The 17,289-nt window shown below is 58.8% G+C and carries 14 protein-coding genes; 13 read left to right on the top strand and 1 reads right to left on the bottom strand.

Annotated elements, in window-relative coordinates; all coding sequences use genetic code 11:
- Positions 1 to 102 precede the first annotated feature (102 nt).
- Together C6382_RS05310 and C6382_RS05305 are read left to right on the top strand one after the other, a co-directional pair.
- Positions 103 to 273: a CsbD family protein gene (locus C6382_RS05310; RefSeq protein WP_107023476.1), complete on the top strand. Its 171-nt coding sequence runs from the start codon at positions 103 to 105 to the stop codon at positions 271 to 273.
- A gap of 57 nt (positions 274 to 330) precedes the next feature.
- Entirely contained in the window at positions 331 to 1,158 is an 828-nt protein-coding gene (locus C6382_RS05305; RefSeq protein WP_256588991.1) for a Crp/Fnr family transcriptional regulator, read from the top strand.
- A gap of 284 nt (positions 1,159 to 1,442) precedes the next feature.
- On the opposite strand, the gene C6382_RS05295 is transcribed toward C6382_RS05305, so the two are convergent.
- Positions 1,443 to 2,177, bottom strand: coding sequence for a Crp/Fnr family transcriptional regulator (locus tag C6382_RS05295; RefSeq protein WP_107023523.1), 735 nt, complete (start codon positions 2,175 to 2,177; stop codon positions 1,443 to 1,445).
- A gap of 177 nt (positions 2,178 to 2,354) precedes the next feature.
- On the opposite strand from C6382_RS05295, the gene C6382_RS05290 reads away from it, so the two are divergent.
- The 11 genes from C6382_RS05290 (at position 2,355) to C6382_RS05235 (ending at position 17,278) form a co-directional block, all read left to right on the top strand.
- The gene (locus tag C6382_RS05290; protein ID WP_107023475.1) at positions 2,355 to 3,656 is read left to right on the top strand and encodes a sodium:proton antiporter; all 1,302 of its coding nucleotides are present in this window, start codon (positions 2,355 to 2,357) and stop codon (positions 3,654 to 3,656) included.
- A gap of 149 nt (positions 3,657 to 3,805) precedes the next feature.
- A protein-coding gene (locus tag C6382_RS05285; RefSeq protein ID WP_256588990.1) for an IS3 family transposase occupies positions 3,806 to 4,944 on the top strand; the annotation gives its coding sequence in 2 pieces (ribosomal slippage) (positions 3,806 to 4,070 and positions 4,070 to 4,944; 1,140 coding nt in all).
- A 748-nt stretch (positions 4,945 to 5,692) separates the two neighbouring features.
- Positions 5,693 to 5,965: a hypothetical protein gene (locus C6382_RS05275; protein WP_107023473.1), complete on the top strand. Its 273-nt coding sequence runs from the start codon at positions 5,693 to 5,695 to the stop codon at positions 5,963 to 5,965.
- 528 nt (positions 5,966 to 6,493) lie between these two features.
- Entirely contained in the window at positions 6,494 to 6,970 is a 477-nt protein-coding gene (locus C6382_RS05270) for a formate dehydrogenase subunit gamma (RefSeq protein WP_107023472.1), read from the top strand.
- Positions 6,967 to 8,529 carry an NADH-quinone oxidoreductase subunit NuoF gene (locus tag C6382_RS05265; protein WP_178082745.1) on the top strand — a complete coding sequence of 521 codons (1,563 nt, stop codon included), beginning with the start codon at positions 6,967 to 6,969 and terminating at the stop codon, positions 8,527 to 8,529. Before C6382_RS05270 ends, C6382_RS05265 begins: the two co-directional genes overlap by 4 nt.
- Positions 8,526 to 11,414, top strand: coding sequence for a formate dehydrogenase subunit alpha (fdhF, locus tag C6382_RS05260; protein ID WP_107023471.1), 2,889 nt, complete (start codon positions 8,526 to 8,528; stop codon positions 11,412 to 11,414). The genes C6382_RS05265 and fdhF overlap by 4 nt, the downstream gene beginning before the upstream one ends.
- Entirely contained in the window at positions 11,411 to 11,632 is a 222-nt protein-coding gene (locus C6382_RS05255) for a formate dehydrogenase subunit delta (RefSeq protein ID WP_107023470.1), read from the top strand. Before fdhF ends, C6382_RS05255 begins: the two co-directional genes overlap by 4 nt.
- 212 nt (positions 11,633 to 11,844) lie before the next feature.
- Positions 11,845 to 13,158, top strand: a complete 1,314-nt coding sequence (locus tag C6382_RS05250; protein ID WP_178082744.1) for an exo-alpha-sialidase — start codon at positions 11,845 to 11,847, stop codon at positions 13,156 to 13,158.
- Positions 13,158 to 13,772, top strand: a complete 615-nt coding sequence (locus C6382_RS05245; RefSeq protein ID WP_178082743.1) for a hypothetical protein — start codon at positions 13,158 to 13,160, stop codon at positions 13,770 to 13,772. Before C6382_RS05250 ends, C6382_RS05245 begins: the two co-directional genes overlap by 1 nt.
- A 48-nt stretch (positions 13,773 to 13,820) precedes the next feature.
- Complete coding sequence (locus C6382_RS05240) at positions 13,821 to 15,854, top strand: LTA synthase family protein (RefSeq protein ID WP_107023468.1); 2,034 nt, start codon at positions 13,821 to 13,823, stop codon at positions 15,852 to 15,854.
- 419 nt (positions 15,855 to 16,273) lie between these two features.
- Positions 16,274 to 17,278, top strand: a complete 1,005-nt coding sequence (locus tag C6382_RS05235) for a DUF2860 family protein (protein ID WP_107023467.1) — start codon at positions 16,274 to 16,276, stop codon at positions 17,276 to 17,278.
- Positions 17,279 to 17,289: the final 11 nt, after the last annotated feature.

Raw genomic sequence — 17,289 nt, 5'->3', positions numbered from 1 at the left:
CGTACAGACTTGAAACTCTTTTGCACCGAACCTCTTGAGCGTGGTCGCTATAAACGTGCGACAACAAGCACAATTTATTGCAAACAGACACTGGAGAACACCATGAACAAGAATCAAGTAAAAGGCAGGGTTAAAGAAATTGAAGGCACGATCAAGGAAGTCGCAGGCAAAGCCGTTGGCAACAAACGCCTGGAGGAAAGAGGAAAGATCGAGAAAACCGTTGGCACTATTCAAGCAGGTCTCGGGGACCTGAAGGAAGATTTGAAACGCTGATCCAACTCAATAGTCTGGTGAGATTAGGAAGCACAAACAGCGAAGCCGGTGGACAGAGTGCTGAACTCACTCTCGCAAACCCACGAGAGCGTGCTGCAGCGAACAGACTATCAGGCGAACGTCGTCCAAGCTTTCTGCACGAGACCATACAGTACCACTCTCGCCACCGTCACAGTGCTGCAGGACAAACGCGTGCTAGCCAAAACACCACGGCAGGTGGAAAACCGCCTGCTCCAGGGCCTGCCTAAAAAGGACCTCAACTCAATACTGGATCAGTGCGAGCGCGTCGACCTGGCCTTTGGTACGGTTTTGTATCAGCCCGGCCAGACCATGCTGCATGTATACTTCCCAGGTACTGCATTTATTTCCCTGATGACGGGGCTGCGCGGCCATCCACCCCTTGAGATAGGTCTAATCGGCTATGAAGGCATGCTCGGTGCGACCCTTGCCCTAGGGGTCAACACTGCCCCCATGCACGCGATCGTACAAGGGGCCGGCAGCAGCCTGCGAATGAACTGTATGCAGTTGCAGGTCGCGCTCCGCGATCATCCCTTGCTGTTGCATCGGCTGAATAAATACCTGTATGTGTTGCTCAAGCAACTGGCGCAAACGGCAGCCTGCATCCATTTCCATGAGATCGAGCCGCGCCTTGCACGTTGGCTACTGATGGCCCATGACCGTGCGCACTACAACCATTTTTATCTAACTCACGCGCTCCTGGCCAACATGCTTGGCGTAAGGCGCAGTGGGGTGACCTTGGCTGCCGGTGCGCTGCAACAGCGCAACTTGATTCGATACACTCGCGGTAACATTACCATCCTTGACCGCAAGGGATTGGAGGCTGCGTCATGCGAATGCTATCGCGCGATCAACACCGAAGCCTGAAAATCACGCCCGGGTTACTCTGTGCGATGGCGTTCATATCATGTCCCTCTTCAGAAACAGAATGAAGCTATGGAAGAGCAGTATTCGCTGCAACAGGCTTAATCATGAACACCATGACTGATCCAATCGCAGTAATTCCATAGCAAAGGCGTAACGCCCGACTGGGCCAAGCAATACACCAAGACGGTCGAAACAGGAAAGTTCTTCTTTTACAAGCCTCACGATGGAACAGCACGATAGCGACAGGTACAGAGGCGCACTGTGAGTCTGGCTGTTGAGCCTACTCAGTGCGAAGTGGTATGGCTAAAGACTGTATGCGCAAGAAGACGATCGGTTTCTTTCTTTACAACGGCATAACACTCGCAACTCAGCGCCTCAAGCTTCGCGCGATCTAACACCTCAATATGACCACGGCTGTATTCGATCACACCAAGTTTCTGCAGTTTGCCCGCAGCTTCCGTTACGCCCTCGCGACGAACGCCAAGCATGTTGGCGATCAGTTCCTGGGTCATGATCAACTGATTACTCGGCAAGCGATCCAGTGATAGCAGCAACCAACGACAAAGCTGCTGGTCGATTGAGTGATGGCGGTTGCACACTGCCGTTTGTGCCATTTGAGTAATTAACGCCTGGGTGTAGCGCAGCAACATCTGCATCATTTCGCCATGCCGATTGAACTCACTTTTCAGGCGCTGCCCCGCCAGCCGGTAGGCGTGCCCGGCGCTCTGCACAATGGCCCGGCTTGGGGTGCTTTCGCCGCCCATGAACACGGCTATACCAACGAGTCCTTCGTTGCCTACCACGGATATTTCCGCCGAGGCCCCGTCTTCCATCACGTAAAGCAGGGAAATAATGGCGTCGGTAGGGAAATAGACGTACTGCAGAGAATCACCTGACTCATACACGACCTTGCCCAGGGGCAAGACCACCAACTCTAACTGGGGAATCAGCCGCTCTTGAACCTCAATGGGCAAGGCCGCCAGCAGACAGTTCTGCAGCGGGTGGGGAAGCTCAGACATGATTTCACCAACGGTGCCAATGGCCTGAAACCACATTTGTTTTCACAATGATAGACCCGCAGGGGAATTTCCACCTCCCGGAGACTCGGGCACAAAGATTCAGTTTTCTGTAGTACCTGGCCCTACGGTAGAGGATGCTAGACAAGGTTACGACGCGCCCCAGGTTAACTGACTGTCATGTCTATTGCCCTATGGTCACTACTCCTCGGGGTTTTACTCATCACCATGGTGCTGGGTGGAACCCTACTCGCTCGGTTGCTGTTGAGCAGCGCCATGGTCTACCTTTTCGTCGGCTACACGCTAGGGCCTGCGGTGCTCGCGGTGATCACACTGGACCCTGCGGATCATGCCGATGTGCTGGAATGGGTCGCCGAGGTCGCAGTGCTTATCTCACTGTTCAATGTGGGATTGAAGATGGGTGCCGTTCCATTCTCCGACAGACGCTGGAGGCTGCCGCTACGCTTGGCGCTCATATCCATGGTGCTCACGGTAGGGCTTATCACAGCAGTCGGTTTCTGGGGACTGGGGCTTCCACTGGGGGCAGCTGTGTTGCTGGGAGGCATCCTTGCTCCAACAGACCCTGTGCTGGCCTCTGGGGTGCAAACTAACAGTGAAGTACATCCAGATCGCCTGCGTTTCAGCCTTTCCGGGGAAGGTGGCTTGAACGACGGGACGGCGTTTCCCTTCGTGATGCTCGGCCTCGGGCTCCTGGGGCTGCACGACCTCGGCAGGGGGGGCTGGCGTTGGTGGACAATAGACCTGATCTGGGCCACAGCAGGAGGCCTGCTGATCGGCGCTACGTTAGGTGCAATCATCGGTAGCCTCGTTGTTCACCTGCGTACGCGCTATAAACAGGCCGTAGGTCTGGACGAATTCCTCTCACTCGGTCTGCTGGCGATGGCTTATGGCGCTGCGCAACTGAGCCTGGCATCCGGCTTCCTGGCAGTATTCGCCGCGGGTCTGGCGCTACAAAGGGTCAAGGAACAACCGCAGCCCGACGCGGCATCACTGAGCACAAGACCTGGCGTGAGCGGCCACACCTACAAGGCATTGGCCACGCACTCCCACCATGCCAGCGCAACCATGACGAGCGCAGTGATCGGCTTCAATGAACAACTCGAAAAGTTGGCCGAACTTGGAATGGTACTGTTCGTAGGGGCATTACTGCCCTACGTGGTGTATTGGCCAGCTTTGTGGTGGTTCATACCCTTGTTGTTTGTGCCCCTGCGCTCGCTAGCCGTTGCGATTGGGATGTTGGGTGAACACATGCCCAAACCACAACGCACGATGATCTGCTGGTTCGGGATACGAGGAATAGGTTCCATCTTTTACCTGATGTTCGCCATTCGCCATGGCCTGAACCCCCACTTGGCTCAACAATTGATAACGTTGACGTTGGTGACCGTCACTGTCTCTATCGTGGTACACGGCATGTCGGTTCTGCCGCTGATGAAGTGGTATGAGCAGCAAGACCAATGAACGAGCCCCATGAAAGACAGGACACCGTTTCCCCCTTACGATAAGGGATAGGCAAACGGTTATTTTTATGACTAACAGCAACGATATAGAGTGGGGAGCTTTTGGGCCAGGAGCGGCGCCGCCGCTGGAGCCCAGAGCAAAAACTGGCCATGGTTCGCGAGAGCCTTGAGCCAGGACAAAGTGTGTCGGTCGTCGCTCGGCGCAACGGCATCAATGCCAACCAGCTGTTCCTGTGGCGCAAGCTGTACCAAGACGGCAGCGTGTCGGCGGTCAGTGCTGGCGAAGCCGTGGTGCCGGCCTCCGAGCTGAGCGATGCGCTCAAGCAGACTCGTGAACTGCAACGCATGCTGGGCAAGAAAACGATGGAAGCGGAAATCCTCAAAGAGGCCGTGGAAATCGCCCGGTCGCGAAAATGGATTGCGCACTCACCCTTGTTGCCGGGGGACGACCAGTGAAACTGGTCAGCGAATGTCTCGGTGTGGCGCGCTCGCAATTAACGGTTCGAATCAAGCAATCGGTATCGCCCAAAGCTCGGCGAAACAGACCTGTTAACGATGCGGATCTGGTCGCTGAAATCCAGCATCAGGTCAGCGAACTGCCCAGCTATGGCTACCGCCGTGTCTGGGGTTTGCTGCGTCGCACCCGTGAAACCCAGTCGCTGCCGGCAATCAATGTGAAGCGGGTTTACCGAGTGATGCGTGATCACAAACTACTGCTTGAGCGCCGAATCAAACAGCCCGGCGTGCCGTGTCGGCACGAAGGCCGTATTGCCGTGCAAACCAGCGATACGCGCTGGTGCTCGGACGGCTTTGAGTTCCGCTGCGAAGACGGCGCCAAACTGAGCGTGACCTTCGCCCTGGATTGCTGTGATCGCGAAGCCATTGGCTGGGTCGCCATCCCGACCAGGTACAGCGGCGATGACATCCGCGACTTGATGCTGGAAAGCGTGGAGAAGCGCTTTGGTGATCAACTGCCCACCACGCCGGTGCAATGGCTAAGCGACAACGGTTCGGCCTACACCGCCGAACAGATGCGCCTGTTTGCTCGGCAGATCGGCCTGCAGCCGGTAACCACGCCAGTGCGCAGCCCACAGAGCAACGGCATGGCCGAGAGTTTCGTGAAGACGATCAAGCGCGATTACGTGGCGCACATGCCCAAGCCGGATCGAGAAACGGCGCTGCGCAACCTGGCCATTGCCTTTGAGCATTACAACGAGCAGCATCCGCACAGCGCTTTGAACTATCGCTCGCCGAGGGAGTTCAGGCGCTTGGCCGCAGCATCAATTTAACGGGGAGTTGGTGTCCGGTTTTGTAGGGGCAAGTCCAACCAAGACGTGCAATAACTCAGCGTTAGGGACGATCACATTGAGCGCTATCTTGTGAGGTATCGTCACTCTCTCCCCTGACCTCACCACAGGAAAGATGAGCCAGGCCATGTCGAGCGGGACGGTGATAGGCAGGAGGAACATTACTCCAAATGCAGGTGAACAATTTCGCCCGATGCAAAAAACCTGCAGCCCATGCGTCGGTAAAGATCCCGTGAGTCAGGCGAGCGAGTAAAAATACACTTTCACTCCCCCTAAGATCTGTAAGAGTTATCCGGAAAGCACACAATGCTTCCAGTCTTCTGGCGGGCAGAGAGCGGCCGAAATAGTCGCTCATGTAAAAAATCAAAACATGATGCGCAGGTGAAGGCGAGCTACTGGTCGTTAGCGGTCTTATGGTTCCACCACCACCCTATTCAAGCGGCGAAACAACGACACAAAGCTGCTTCAGCGTCGAGGTCGACCGACCTTGATGACCTTGGAGAAAACCAGCACGTCTTTGACGCTACGTGACATGTGTAGAGGGCCGAGCACGGTTCTTTCCTGGCCGGCCAGCACCGGCTCAGTCCGCTATCTGCTGTAGATATGTGCTTCAGCGAACAGAACATCGGCCCACTATCGGTCAGACTTGAAAAACTGGATTACTGGGGGCGCTCCCGCGCTACGTATCGGATTGCTCCCTGCACCGCACTCATCACGAGGAGGCTCACCAATGATCACTCACTTTAAGGTCGCCGGACATCTCGCCTGCGGCCATCATGGCGATAATCTAATCTCAACCACTGAGCTGACGCGCGTGAAATGCCGCAGCTGTCGCAGCACCGACGCATTCAAAGATGCCCGTAAAGATGCACGCAACGCAGCGCGCAGAGCCAAGGGCCTTCACATCGCCAATAATTGGCGCGAAACCTGGAAGGACAAGCTCACCGCCATGCCGGGGCTGCAGCGACTCCCGAGGGGATTTGGTGGTCAACCCTACGTCTAGCTGGGTTCAGCTCAAGAAAACCCACTTAGAGTTGAACGCCATTTCCGTAGCCTTGCGGTCATTACTGCTTGGCGCCTTGCTTATCACCATGGTGTTTGTACCGGATGCCACCTTTCTTCAAAGGCCACAAAAAATTCACGAGCCTGGACCACGGATCAAAATCCGCCCCGCTTGAGGTGTTCCGACACCGACCATGACTGACCCGGTTCCAGGCTGATACGCCGACATAGTGCGTCTGCCGCAAATGACACTTTGGCCCTCGATCTTCTAGACTGAAAAGCTGGTCGCAAATAGAACTCAAAGGGTCGTCTGGGTACATATCAATCAAAGGCAGCGTGGCAAGCTGCCTTTATATGCCCTGAAGCGGTGCAGCAGAGATCGCAGCGGGCCCAACAAGATGCCCGCTCAGGGTGCCCTGGCCAACGGCCTGAAAGTACCACGACACTGTGACGTGGTGTAAACGCCGCAGCCGACACTTGCGGACGACCGACAACTGCCAGGTTTGTCCGTGACCGTGAGGAATGCCATATGCCTAATGAGATGTTGCACCTGCCAAAGGTCGATTGTCTGCTCAAGCGCTACAAGGGCTCCCCCGGCGCGCTGCTGCCCATTCTTCATGAGATTCAGGAAACCATCGGTTACATCCCGGATGCCGTCATCCCCGAGATTGCCCACGCCCTCAATCAGAGTCAGGCCGAGTTGCGTGGAATAATCAGCTTTTACCATGATTTTCGCACCACGCCGCCGGCGCGGCATATTCTGCGTCTGTGTCGGGCCGAGTCCTGTAAGAGCCGCGGCGCCGAGCAGCTTGCCGCGCAGTTGCGCGAACGTCTGCAACTGGACGACCACGGCAGCAGTGCCGACGGCAACATCAGTCTGCGCCCGGTGTATTGCCTCGGCGCCTGCGCCTGCTCGCCCGCCCTGGAACTGGATGGTCAGGTGCATGCGCGGCTCAACGCCGAGCGTCTGGATGCCCTGCTCGATGCTTGCCGGGAGGACGCATGATGCCGACGCTTTATCTGCCCTGTGATTCTCTTGCCCGTGCCGTGGGCGCCGATGAGGTGGCCGTGGCCCTTGCCACTCAGGCCCGGGAGCGCAATCTGCCGCTGGACTTGCAACGCACCAGCTCGCGCGGCCTGTACTGGCTGGAACCGCTTCTGGAAATGGACAGCCCACAAGGTCGTATCGGCTTCGGCCCGCTGACCGCTGCCGATGTGACGTCCTTGCTTGATGCGCTGCAAGGCGAGCCACCCGCTCATCCGTTGGCCTTGGGGCTGGTAGAGGCGTTGCCTTATCTAAAGACTCAACAACGCCTGTTGTTTGCCCGCGCCGGCATTACCCGGCCACTGTCCCTCGAGGATTACCGGGCTCACGGTGGTTTCGAAGGCTTGAGCCGGGCCATCGCCCTGGGCGGCGAGCACACCGCAACCAGCGTATTCGAATCGGGTCTGCGGGGCCGTGGCGGCGCGGCATTCCCGGCCGGAATCAAATGGCGCACGGTCCGCGACACTCAGGCTGCGCAGAAATACATTGTCTGCAACGCCGACGAAGGCGATTCCGGCACCTTCGCCGACCGCATGTTGATGGAAGGCGACCCCTTCTTGCTGATCGAAGGCATGACCATAGCCGGTATCACCGTCGGCGCCAGCTACGGCTACATCTATGTACGCTCGGAATATCCACAAGCCGTGGCCACCCTGCGCGAGGCGCTGGACATTGCCCGGTCCGCCGGTTGCCTCGGCGCCAATGTCGGTGGCAGCGGACTGGCCTTCGATATGGAAGTGCGGGTCGGTGCCGGCGCTTACATCTGCGGTGAGGAAACCGCGCTGCTGGACTCCCTCGAAGGCAAGCGCGGGATCGTCCGCGCCAAGCCGCCGATCCCCGCGTTGCAGGGGCTGTTCGGAATGCCGACCCTGGTGCACAACGTATTGACGCTGGCCTCGGTGCCACTGATTCTGGCCAAGGGTGCGCAGTTCTACCGCGACTACGGCATGGGCCGCTCCCTCGGCACCATGCCCTTCCAGCTGGCGGGCAATATTCGTCACGGCGGCCTGGTGGAACGGGCCTTTGGCCTGACCCTGCGGGAACTGGTGGAAGTCTACGGTGGTGGTACCGCCAGTGGCCGGCCGCTGAAGGCCGCGCAGGTTGGCGGCCCTCTCGGCACCTGGGTACCGCCGTCGCAGTTCGACACGCCGCTGGATTACGAAGCCTTCGCCGCCCTCGGCGCCATGCTCGGTCACGGTGGTGTGGTGGTGGCTGACGACAGCCTGGACATGGCCCGCATGGCGCGTTTTGCCATGCAGTTCTGCGCCGAGGAATCCTGTGGCAAATGCACCCCATGCCGCATTGGCTCGACCCGTGGCGTTGAGGTGATCGACCGTCTGCTGGCCGCGCCTGAGCAGAGCGGTCGCGATGAGCAGGCAATCATCCTCAAGGACCTGTGCGACACAATGCAATACGGTTCGCTGTGCGCGTTGGGCGGCATGACCTCCTATCCGGTCCTCAGCGCCCTCAAGCACTTCCCCGCCGACTTCGGTCTGCAAGCTTCGGAGGCCGACCAATGATCACCCTCTTCGACCCGAAAACCGATATCGATCTCGGCACTCCAGCCCGCGACAGCCAGGTGCAAATCACCCTGAACATCGACGGCCGCAGCATCAGCGTGCCCGAAGGCACCTCAGTGATGCGCGCTGCCGCGCTGCTGGGCACCACCATTCCCAAACTGTGCGCCACCGACAGCCTGGAAGCCTTCGGCTCCTGCCGCATGTGCCTGGTGGAGATCGACGGCATGCGCGGCTACCCGGCGTCCTGCACCACGCCGGTCAGCGAAGGCATGAGCGTGCACACCCAGACGCCGAAGCTTGCGACCCTGCGCCGCAACGTCATGGAGCTGTACATCTCCGATCACCCGCTCGATTGCCTGACCTGCTCGGCCAACGGCAACTGCGAGCTGCAAACCGTCGCCGGCCAGGTCGGCCTGCGTGAAGTGCGCTACGGCTATGAAGGCGCCAACCATCTGGCCGACAATAAAGACACCTCCAACCCCTACTTCGAATTCGACCCGAGCAAGTGCATCGTCTGCAACCGCTGCGTACGCGCGTGCGAAGAAATTCAAGGCACTTTTGCCCTGACAATTACCGGGCGCGGTTTCGCATCCCGGGTAGCCGCCGCCGGTGGCGACAACTTCCTCGACTCAGAATGCGTGTCCTGCGGTGCCTGTGTGCAAGCCTGCCCGACCGCGACGCTGATGGAGAAAAGCGTGGTCGAACTGGGTCAGCCCGAACATGGCGTGATCACCACCTGCGCCTACTGCGGTGTGGGCTGTTCGTTCCGTGCCGAGATGCAAGGCGACCAGCTGGTACGCATGGTTCCGGACAAGAACGGCCAGGCCAACCACGGCCATTCCTGCGTCAAAGGGCGCTTTGCCTGGGGGTACGCCACCCATCCGGATCGCATCACCAAACCGATGATCCGCACGTCCATTCACGACCCTTGGCAGGAAGTCAGCTGGGATGAAGCAGTAACCTACGCCGCCAGTGAATTGCGCCGGCTGCAGAAAAAATACGGTCGCGACGCCATTGGCGGCATTACCTCCAGCCGCTGCACCAACGAAGAAACCTACCTGGTGCAAAAACTGGTGCGTGCCGCGTTTGGCAACAACAACGTCGACACCTGTGCGCGGGTCTGCCACTCACCGACCGGCTATGGCCTGAAGCAAACCCTGGGCGAGTCTGCCGGCACTCAGAGTTTCGACTCGGTGATGCAGGCCGACGTGATCCTGGTGATGGGCGCCAACCCCAGCGACGCTCACCCGGTGTTCGCCTCCCTGCTCAAACGCCGCCTGCGTGAAGGCGCACGGCTGATCGTCATCGACCCACGTCGCATTGATCTGGTGGACTCGGTGCATGCCCGCGCCGAACTGCACCTGGCCCTGCGCCCGGGCACCAACGTCGCCATGCTCAACACCCTGGCCCACGTCATCGTCACCGAAGGTCTGCTCAACCAGGGCTTTATCGACGCCCGTTGCGAGGGCAGCGATTTCGTTCGTTGGAAAGCGTTCGTCAGCCGCGCGGAAAACTCACCAGAAGCCCTTGGCCCTGTCTGCGGCGTAGAGCCTGCCAACATCCGTGCCGCTGCGCGCTTGTATGCCACCGGCGGCAACGCGGCGATCTACTACGGCCTGGGCGTCACCGAGCACAGCCAGGGCAGTACCGCAGTCATGGGCATCGCCAACCTGGCCATGGCTACTGGCAACATCGGCCGCGAAGGCGTGGGGGTGAACCCGCTACGTGGGCAGAACAACGTTCAGGGTTCCTGCGACATGGGCTCCTTCCCCCACGAACTGCCCGGTTACCGACACGTCTCCAACGAGGGGGTACGGACGCAGTTCGAAAAGGCCTGGAACGTCACTCTGCAGCCCGATCCGGGCCTGCGCATCCCCAACATGTTCGAGTCTGCACTGGCCGGCAGCTTCAAGGGCCTGTACTGCCAGGGCGAAGACATCGCCCAGAGCGACCCTAATACCCAGCACGTCACCGCGGCGCTGTCGGCCATGGAATGCGTGGTGGTTCAGGACATCTTCCTCAACGAAACCGCCAAGTTCGCCCATGTGTTCCTGCCGGGTGCCTCGTTCCTGGAAAAAGACGGCACCTTCACCAACGCCGAGCGACGCATCTCCCGGGTACGCAAAGTCATGGAGCCTCTGAGCGGCAAGGCCGACTGGGAAGGCACGGTGGCCCTGGCTAACGCCTTGGGCTATCCGATGAACTACCAGCATCCATCGCAAATCATGGATGAAATCGCCAGCCTGACGCCGACGTTCAGCAACGTCAGCTACGCCTCACTGGAACGCCATGGCAGCCTGCAGTGGCCATGCAACGCTGCGGCACCGGACGGCACGCCGATCATGCACGTCGAAGAATTCGTGCGTGGCAAGGGACGCTTCATGCTCACCGGCTACGTACCCACCGATGAAAAGGTTAACAGTCGCTATCCGTTGCTGTTGACCACCGGGCGCATTCTCAGCCAGTACAACGTCGGCGCCCAGACCCGGCGTACCGACAACGTCGCCTGGCACGCCGAAGACCGCCTGGAAATTCACCCGAGCGACGCCGAGAACCGCGGCATCAACGAAGGCGACTGGGTCGGCATCGGCAGCCGCGCCGGACAGACCGTACTGCGGGCGCGGGTCACCGAGCGGGTTGCCCCAGGCGTGGTGTACACTACCTTCCACTTCCCTGAATCGGGTGCCAACGTGATCACCACCGACAACTCCGATTGGGCCACCAACTGTCCGGAGTACAAGGTAACCGCCGTGCAGGTCAGCCGCGTTTACCATCCTTCCGAGTGGCAAAAACGCCATCAGGCGTTCAGCGACGAACAACAACGCCTGCTCGACGAACGTCGCCATGAGCGTAGCGCCGGGACAAAAGCGCAGGTACGGCGATGAGTACCGACAACCTGATCAAGATGGCCAACCAGATCGCCCAGTACTTCGCCAGCGAACCAGATCAGCAACAGGCCGTGCTCGGTGTGCGCAATCATCTACAGATGTACTGGACGCCCGGTATGCGTAAGGAGTTGCTGACCTGGCAGATGGCGCATAAGGGAGCAGAGCTGCACCCCTTGGCGCAGGCTGCGCTGAGTGGGGCTGGCTGGGAAGCGTAGATTCACGAGATCACATTGCGTGCAGGGCTCGTTCCTGATGCGGATGCACCCCCAGGGTGCTTCTACTCCCCTGCACTCCCCACCTACAGCCAGTCGAGTCAATCCATTATAAAAGCAATCCATTGCCACCAAGGCAAGATCGCACATTCGCTGTCGAGCTTTAGATCGATGTTCCTCGCGCCAGGCGTGGGGTTGCGTGTATTAGTGTGAGAATGACTTTGATAATACAGTCGATAAAACGCCAAGGGCTCACAAAGGGCCTCGCGATTGCTGCGATGTGCTCCATTTTTACGTATGCCTGGTGGCTCCATCCTGACCAACCGGTAGCCAGCTTTTATACCGGCGAAAAGGCGGGGCCTGAACTCAGTACCTGCGAAGCTCCTTTCTATACGAGTCGTTTCGTATCCTCTGACCTGGACGAGTTCGTCCACGCTTCCTCCGTCACCTCGTTACCCAACGGGGATCTGATGGCAGTGTGGTTCGCTGGCTCGCGCGAAGGTGCCGCCGACGTACAAGTGCGCGGCGCACACTTTATTGCCAGCGCAGGTGAATGGGGCGAGGAACTGGTCCTGGCCACCCGCGAATCCACACAGGCGGCAACGGGCAAACATATTCGCAAGCTGGGTAACCCGGTCATTGCCCTGGCCCCGAACAACCGCCTGTGGCTGTTCTACGTTTCGGTCTCGATCGGCGGTTGGGCTGGTAGCGCCATCAATGCCATGTACTCGGATGATTTCGGCACTAACTGGTCGCGCCCCCAACAGCTCGTGACCACGCCATTTCTCAATATCAGCACCCTGGTCCGTAATTCCCCGGTCTTTCATGCGGACGGCACCATTGGCCTCCCCGTTTATCACGAGTTTCTCGGCAAGTTCGCCGAATATCTCTACATAAGCCCAACAGGTGAGGTGTTGGACAAGTTTCGCATCAGCCGCGGCCAGTATTCGCTCCAGCCGACGATCGTGCCGACGGGCGAAAGGACTGCGTTGGCGATGCTGCGTTATGCTGGTGATACGCACCACAAGGTACTGGCCAGCCGCACGGAAGATGCCGGGCAGACCTGGAGCGCGCCGTATCCCCTGCCGGGTCTGGCCAATCCCAACTCATCGCTGGCGGCTATCGGCACCCCGGATCAGGGCGTGCTGGTAGCACTCAATGACCTTGAAGAGGGCCGTTTTCGCCTGCGCCTGATGGAAGCCGATGCCACCCTGGGTATCTGGTCGCCAGTGAAAGATCTCGACGTGTCGCCGGACCCTGAAGGCGACCCCTTCACCCCCGAGGCCTATCGGGAGATCATCAGCGCAAACTTCCTGCTCTCCTCCGGCCCGCGCCGCCAACCCCTGGTTGAAGGTTTTCTGGCACAACTGGATGACCGGATGTGCAAAAAACATGGCTGTGATTTCGAGTACGAGTACCCGTACTTCATCAAGAGCAGTGAAGGACGTTACCACCTGGTCTATTCCTGGAATAACACGTTCATCAAGCATGTCAGCTTCAATGACGCCTGGCTCAGGGAGCAACCCTAATGCTTGAATATTGGCAAGCCCATCTGACTTTCACCCTGCTGGCGTTCGTTCTGGTGGCTTTTTTCAACCAGCGCACCGGCCTTAAGATCGCGCTGCTGGCAGGTTTTCTGGCGGTCAGTTTCCTGCCCGTCGATGGGTTACCGCTGGCGGCCTACTTGCGCGGCGTCACCGATGATGTGGCGACCACGACCCTGGTGGGGCTGCTGTATGCCGCACTCGTGCGCATGGGGGTGACCAACCGCCTGCAGCCGGTGTCCAGGGTGCAATTGCTCTTGCTGTTTTCCGGGCTGGCCCTGGTGCTTTACCCCTCTACCCTGGGCCTGACCTACTTTGACCCCTATCGCCTTGGCTATAATCCGCGGCCCCTGCTCCTGGGGATCGGGCTGCTGACGCTTGTATTTATCCTGGTGCGCAACGGCCTGGTCGTCTGCATGCTCGGGCTGGCCACACTTGCGTTCAGCCTGCAACTCAAACCCTCGCCCAACTACTGGGACTACCTGCTCGACCCCTTCATCGCTGTTTACTGCTGGACGGCGCTGATTGTCACGGGCCTGAAGACGGCCTGGTTTAGCGCCATGGCACGGCGCAAGTTGAAGCTCGAAGCCGAGCTTTGACGGGCATGTATGACTAACCGAACTGTTCGATTTACTGAGGTTGCAACAATGGATTGGCTTTACTCTCGACGCTTGCATTACTGGTTCGGCGCAATTGCGATCCTGTTTCTGACGCTCGCCGCGCTGCGCGGTTTGTTCTTTTTCGGCTTCTCCGGCTTCGATGTCAGTTCCCTGCAGAAAGTCGATGCGGTGCCGCAAACCCTGGGCATCGGTCTGCGTTTCGACCTGCGCCTGGCCATTTTGCTGATGCTGCCGGTGGCGTTGCTGACCTGGTTGCCGGCCTGGAACCTGACCCGCTCACGGCTGCTGCGCTGGCTGGTCCGCGTCTACCTGGCCGCGGCACTGGCGACTGTGCTGCTGATCTACATTGTCGACTTCGGCCATTACGCCTACCTCGGCTTGCGCATTAACGCCACCGTTTTCCGCTTCCTTGAAGATGCGCAGATCTCCGCCGGCATGGTCTGGCAGACCTACCCGGTGATCTGGATCACTCTCGGCTGGCTGGCGGCTACTGCGTTGGTCTGGTGGCTGCTGGTGCGTCTGGAGCGCATTACCCTTGATCGTCCAGCCAAGGCCATCAGCCGTTGGAAGTTGGCCTGGGGTAGCGCATTGATGGTGGTCGTGGTGTTCCTGGGGCTGCTGGGCCGCGTCGAAAACATCAACCTGAAGAACCCGGTGCCCTTGCGCTGGAGCGATGCGTTCTACTCCGGAGACAACCAGATCGCCGCACTGGGCCTGAACCCGGTGATTTTCCTATACGACACGCTGAAGGTCCCACAAAAGCCCTACGATCTGGATCAGGTCAGGAGCCATTACGGCGTCGTCAGCAGATACCTGGGTGTTGATCAGCCAGATGCCACCAACCTGAACTTCAGCCGTACCCAAGGCCCGCAACCCTACGCCATCCAGGGCGAGCGTCGGCCCAATGTCGTCTTCATCATGCTCGAATCACTGGGCACCACTGCTGTGGGCGCGTACGGCAACCCACTCAACCCGACGCCGAACCTCGACCGTCTGGCCAAAGAGAGCTGGTTTTTCAAGAACTTCTACGTACCGGTGACGGGCACGGCGAAAACCGTGTGGGCGAGCATTTCCGGGGTACCTGACGTATCACGCAAGGAAACTGCTACTCGCAACCCATTGATTACCAAGCAAAACAGTTTGGTCAATTCACTGCAGGGCTACGAAAAGTACTACATGATCGGCGGTAACTCCGGCTGGGCCAACATGAATGCCCTGATCCGCCAAAGTATCGACGACATTCACTTGCTGGAGGAGCAGCACTGGACTTCGCCGATGGTCGATGTTTGGGGTGTTTCGGACCTGGACCTGTTCAAGGAAAGCGATCGGATCCTGAGTCAACAGGACAAACCCTTCTTCGCCTACATCCAGACTGCGGGCAACCACCGCCCCTTCACCATTCCCAAGCAAAACGACGGCTTCGAAGTCCTCGACCTGCCGCTCGAAACCGTGCAGAACGCCGGCTCACGTACCGTGGCGCAATACAATGCCGTGCGCCTGCTGGACTTCAACATCGGCCGCCTGATGGAAATCGCCAAGAAAGGCGGTTGGTACGACAACACCATCTTCGTCATGTTCGGCGACCACAACACCCGTATCAGTCAGATTCCGCACATGCTGCCTGCCTACGAAAAGCTGGGGATCGAGAGCAACAACGTGCCCATGCTGATTCATGCGCCGAAATTGCTGGGTACACGGGTGATCGATGAGGCGGTCGGCCTCACGGACTTGTTGCCGACGGTACTGGGCATGATCGGCATGGAGTTCCGCACCCGAGCCATGGGCCGCGATATCCAACAGCCAGCGGCGGAAGGCGAACGTGTGGTACCACTGGTCCTTCGCGAAGGCACCTTCCCGCTGATCGGAGGGATAACCAAGGACTACCTGCTGCAGATGGAGCATGACGGCAGCAACCCGACCCTACATGACCTGTCCTCGCTGACCCCGTTGGACAACGTTGCCGAGCAGCATCCCGAGGAGTTTATCCGTCTACGCGACCTGACCCGTGGCCTGCACGAAACCTCACGGCTGATGCTTTATCAGAACGTGCGAGAAGATTGAAAAAACCACTGCACTGAACTCAGTAGGGCCAGGATTGGCACGTGAACCGGTTATATATCCGCATCATGTAGCGGTCCTACTGCCTGCCCCCCCTCAGGCCGGGCTACTTTACGTCGTACCCCTGCATGCGGCCTGAGGCGTAGTGAAGTGTTCCTTCTCTGCGCCTCGCCTCACACCCGGCTGCGCTCAGCCTCCTGAACGGACGCTCGGTTCACCAGCCGACGGCTACGACAGCGTCCATCTTTGGATGTACATCCACCTTTCCCCGCTTTTTTCATAATAGTTATCGCAAATTTGCTCGACTGACTTGCGGGGTAACAATTCACAGCTTTAATCAGGCAGACGCTACGGAGACTCCGTCCCCGGCGCCTGTATTTTTCCGTATTCGGGTCCGGGGGACTCTTTTCAGGAGCATTACCATGCGCAAGCTGCTTTTCTCTGTTTTGGGCTCGACGCTCGCATTGTCCGCTCAAGCCTATGACAAGATCCCAAAGGAAGAAGGATTCTCCGGTTACGTATTTTTTGGCGCTAGCGCAAACTCGCTGGAGAGCAACACCCTGGCCAAGGTCGGCGGCACTGAAGTCAGCGACGAGTCCATCGATTCCCTGACCAGCTCGCCCGACAACAAGGACTACTCGCGAGTACTGCTGGACTTTGGCCTGTCCTATACCTTCTCCGCCAGCCGTACACAGATCTTCGGCGGTACGGAGCTTGAAGACTTCCTCACCCAGGACAGCACCTTCGGCATCGGCGTGCGTCAAGGCGTCGGCAGCCTGGGTAACCTGCGGGCCAGCGTCATTGCTTCCAGCCCCACCGAAGTCTGGGAAGACCCCTATGTGGTGGGCTTTGACCGTGACGAGACCGACCAAATGAGCAGTGGCGTTCGCCTGGGCTGGGAACACATTCTGGAATCGGACTTTGATGTCACCTACACCCAGCGCACGATTGAACTGGATGACGAACGCAGCGGTACCTTCCTGGGCCTGAACGCGGCGCAACGCGACCTGCTCGACCGGGAAGGCGACCTCAAGAAATTCGATGTCAGCTACCGCTGGAGCCCTTCTAACGATCACATCCTGATCCCGACGCTGAGCTATATCAATCACGATCTGGACGGGGATGCCATGGCCATGGACGGCTATCAGTTCCAGCTCAACTATGCCTACCTCGGCCTGCAGAACTGGGAACTGGCGGTCAACGCTCTGGTCGGCAAGCTGGAAAGCGACGACACCAACCCGATCTACCGCAAGACTGAAGATGTCGACCGCTATGGCGTTTCCCTGGCCGCGACCCTCAAGGAGCCGTTCGGCCTCAAGGACTGGAAACTGCGCACTGCGGTCAATTATGGCGAAGAGGACAGCAACATCGACTTCTACGACACCAGTATCAAGAGCGTTGCGCTGGGCATGATGTACAGCTTCTGACCTGCGTCCTG

The organism is Pseudomonas sp. BBP2017 (genome assembly GCF_003024385.1).
Taxonomy (GTDB): Bacteria; Pseudomonadota; Gammaproteobacteria; order Pseudomonadales; family Pseudomonadaceae; genus Aquipseudomonas.
Note: the sequence above shows the minus strand (reverse complement) of the source record. Positions and strands in the feature narration are given on the sequence as shown.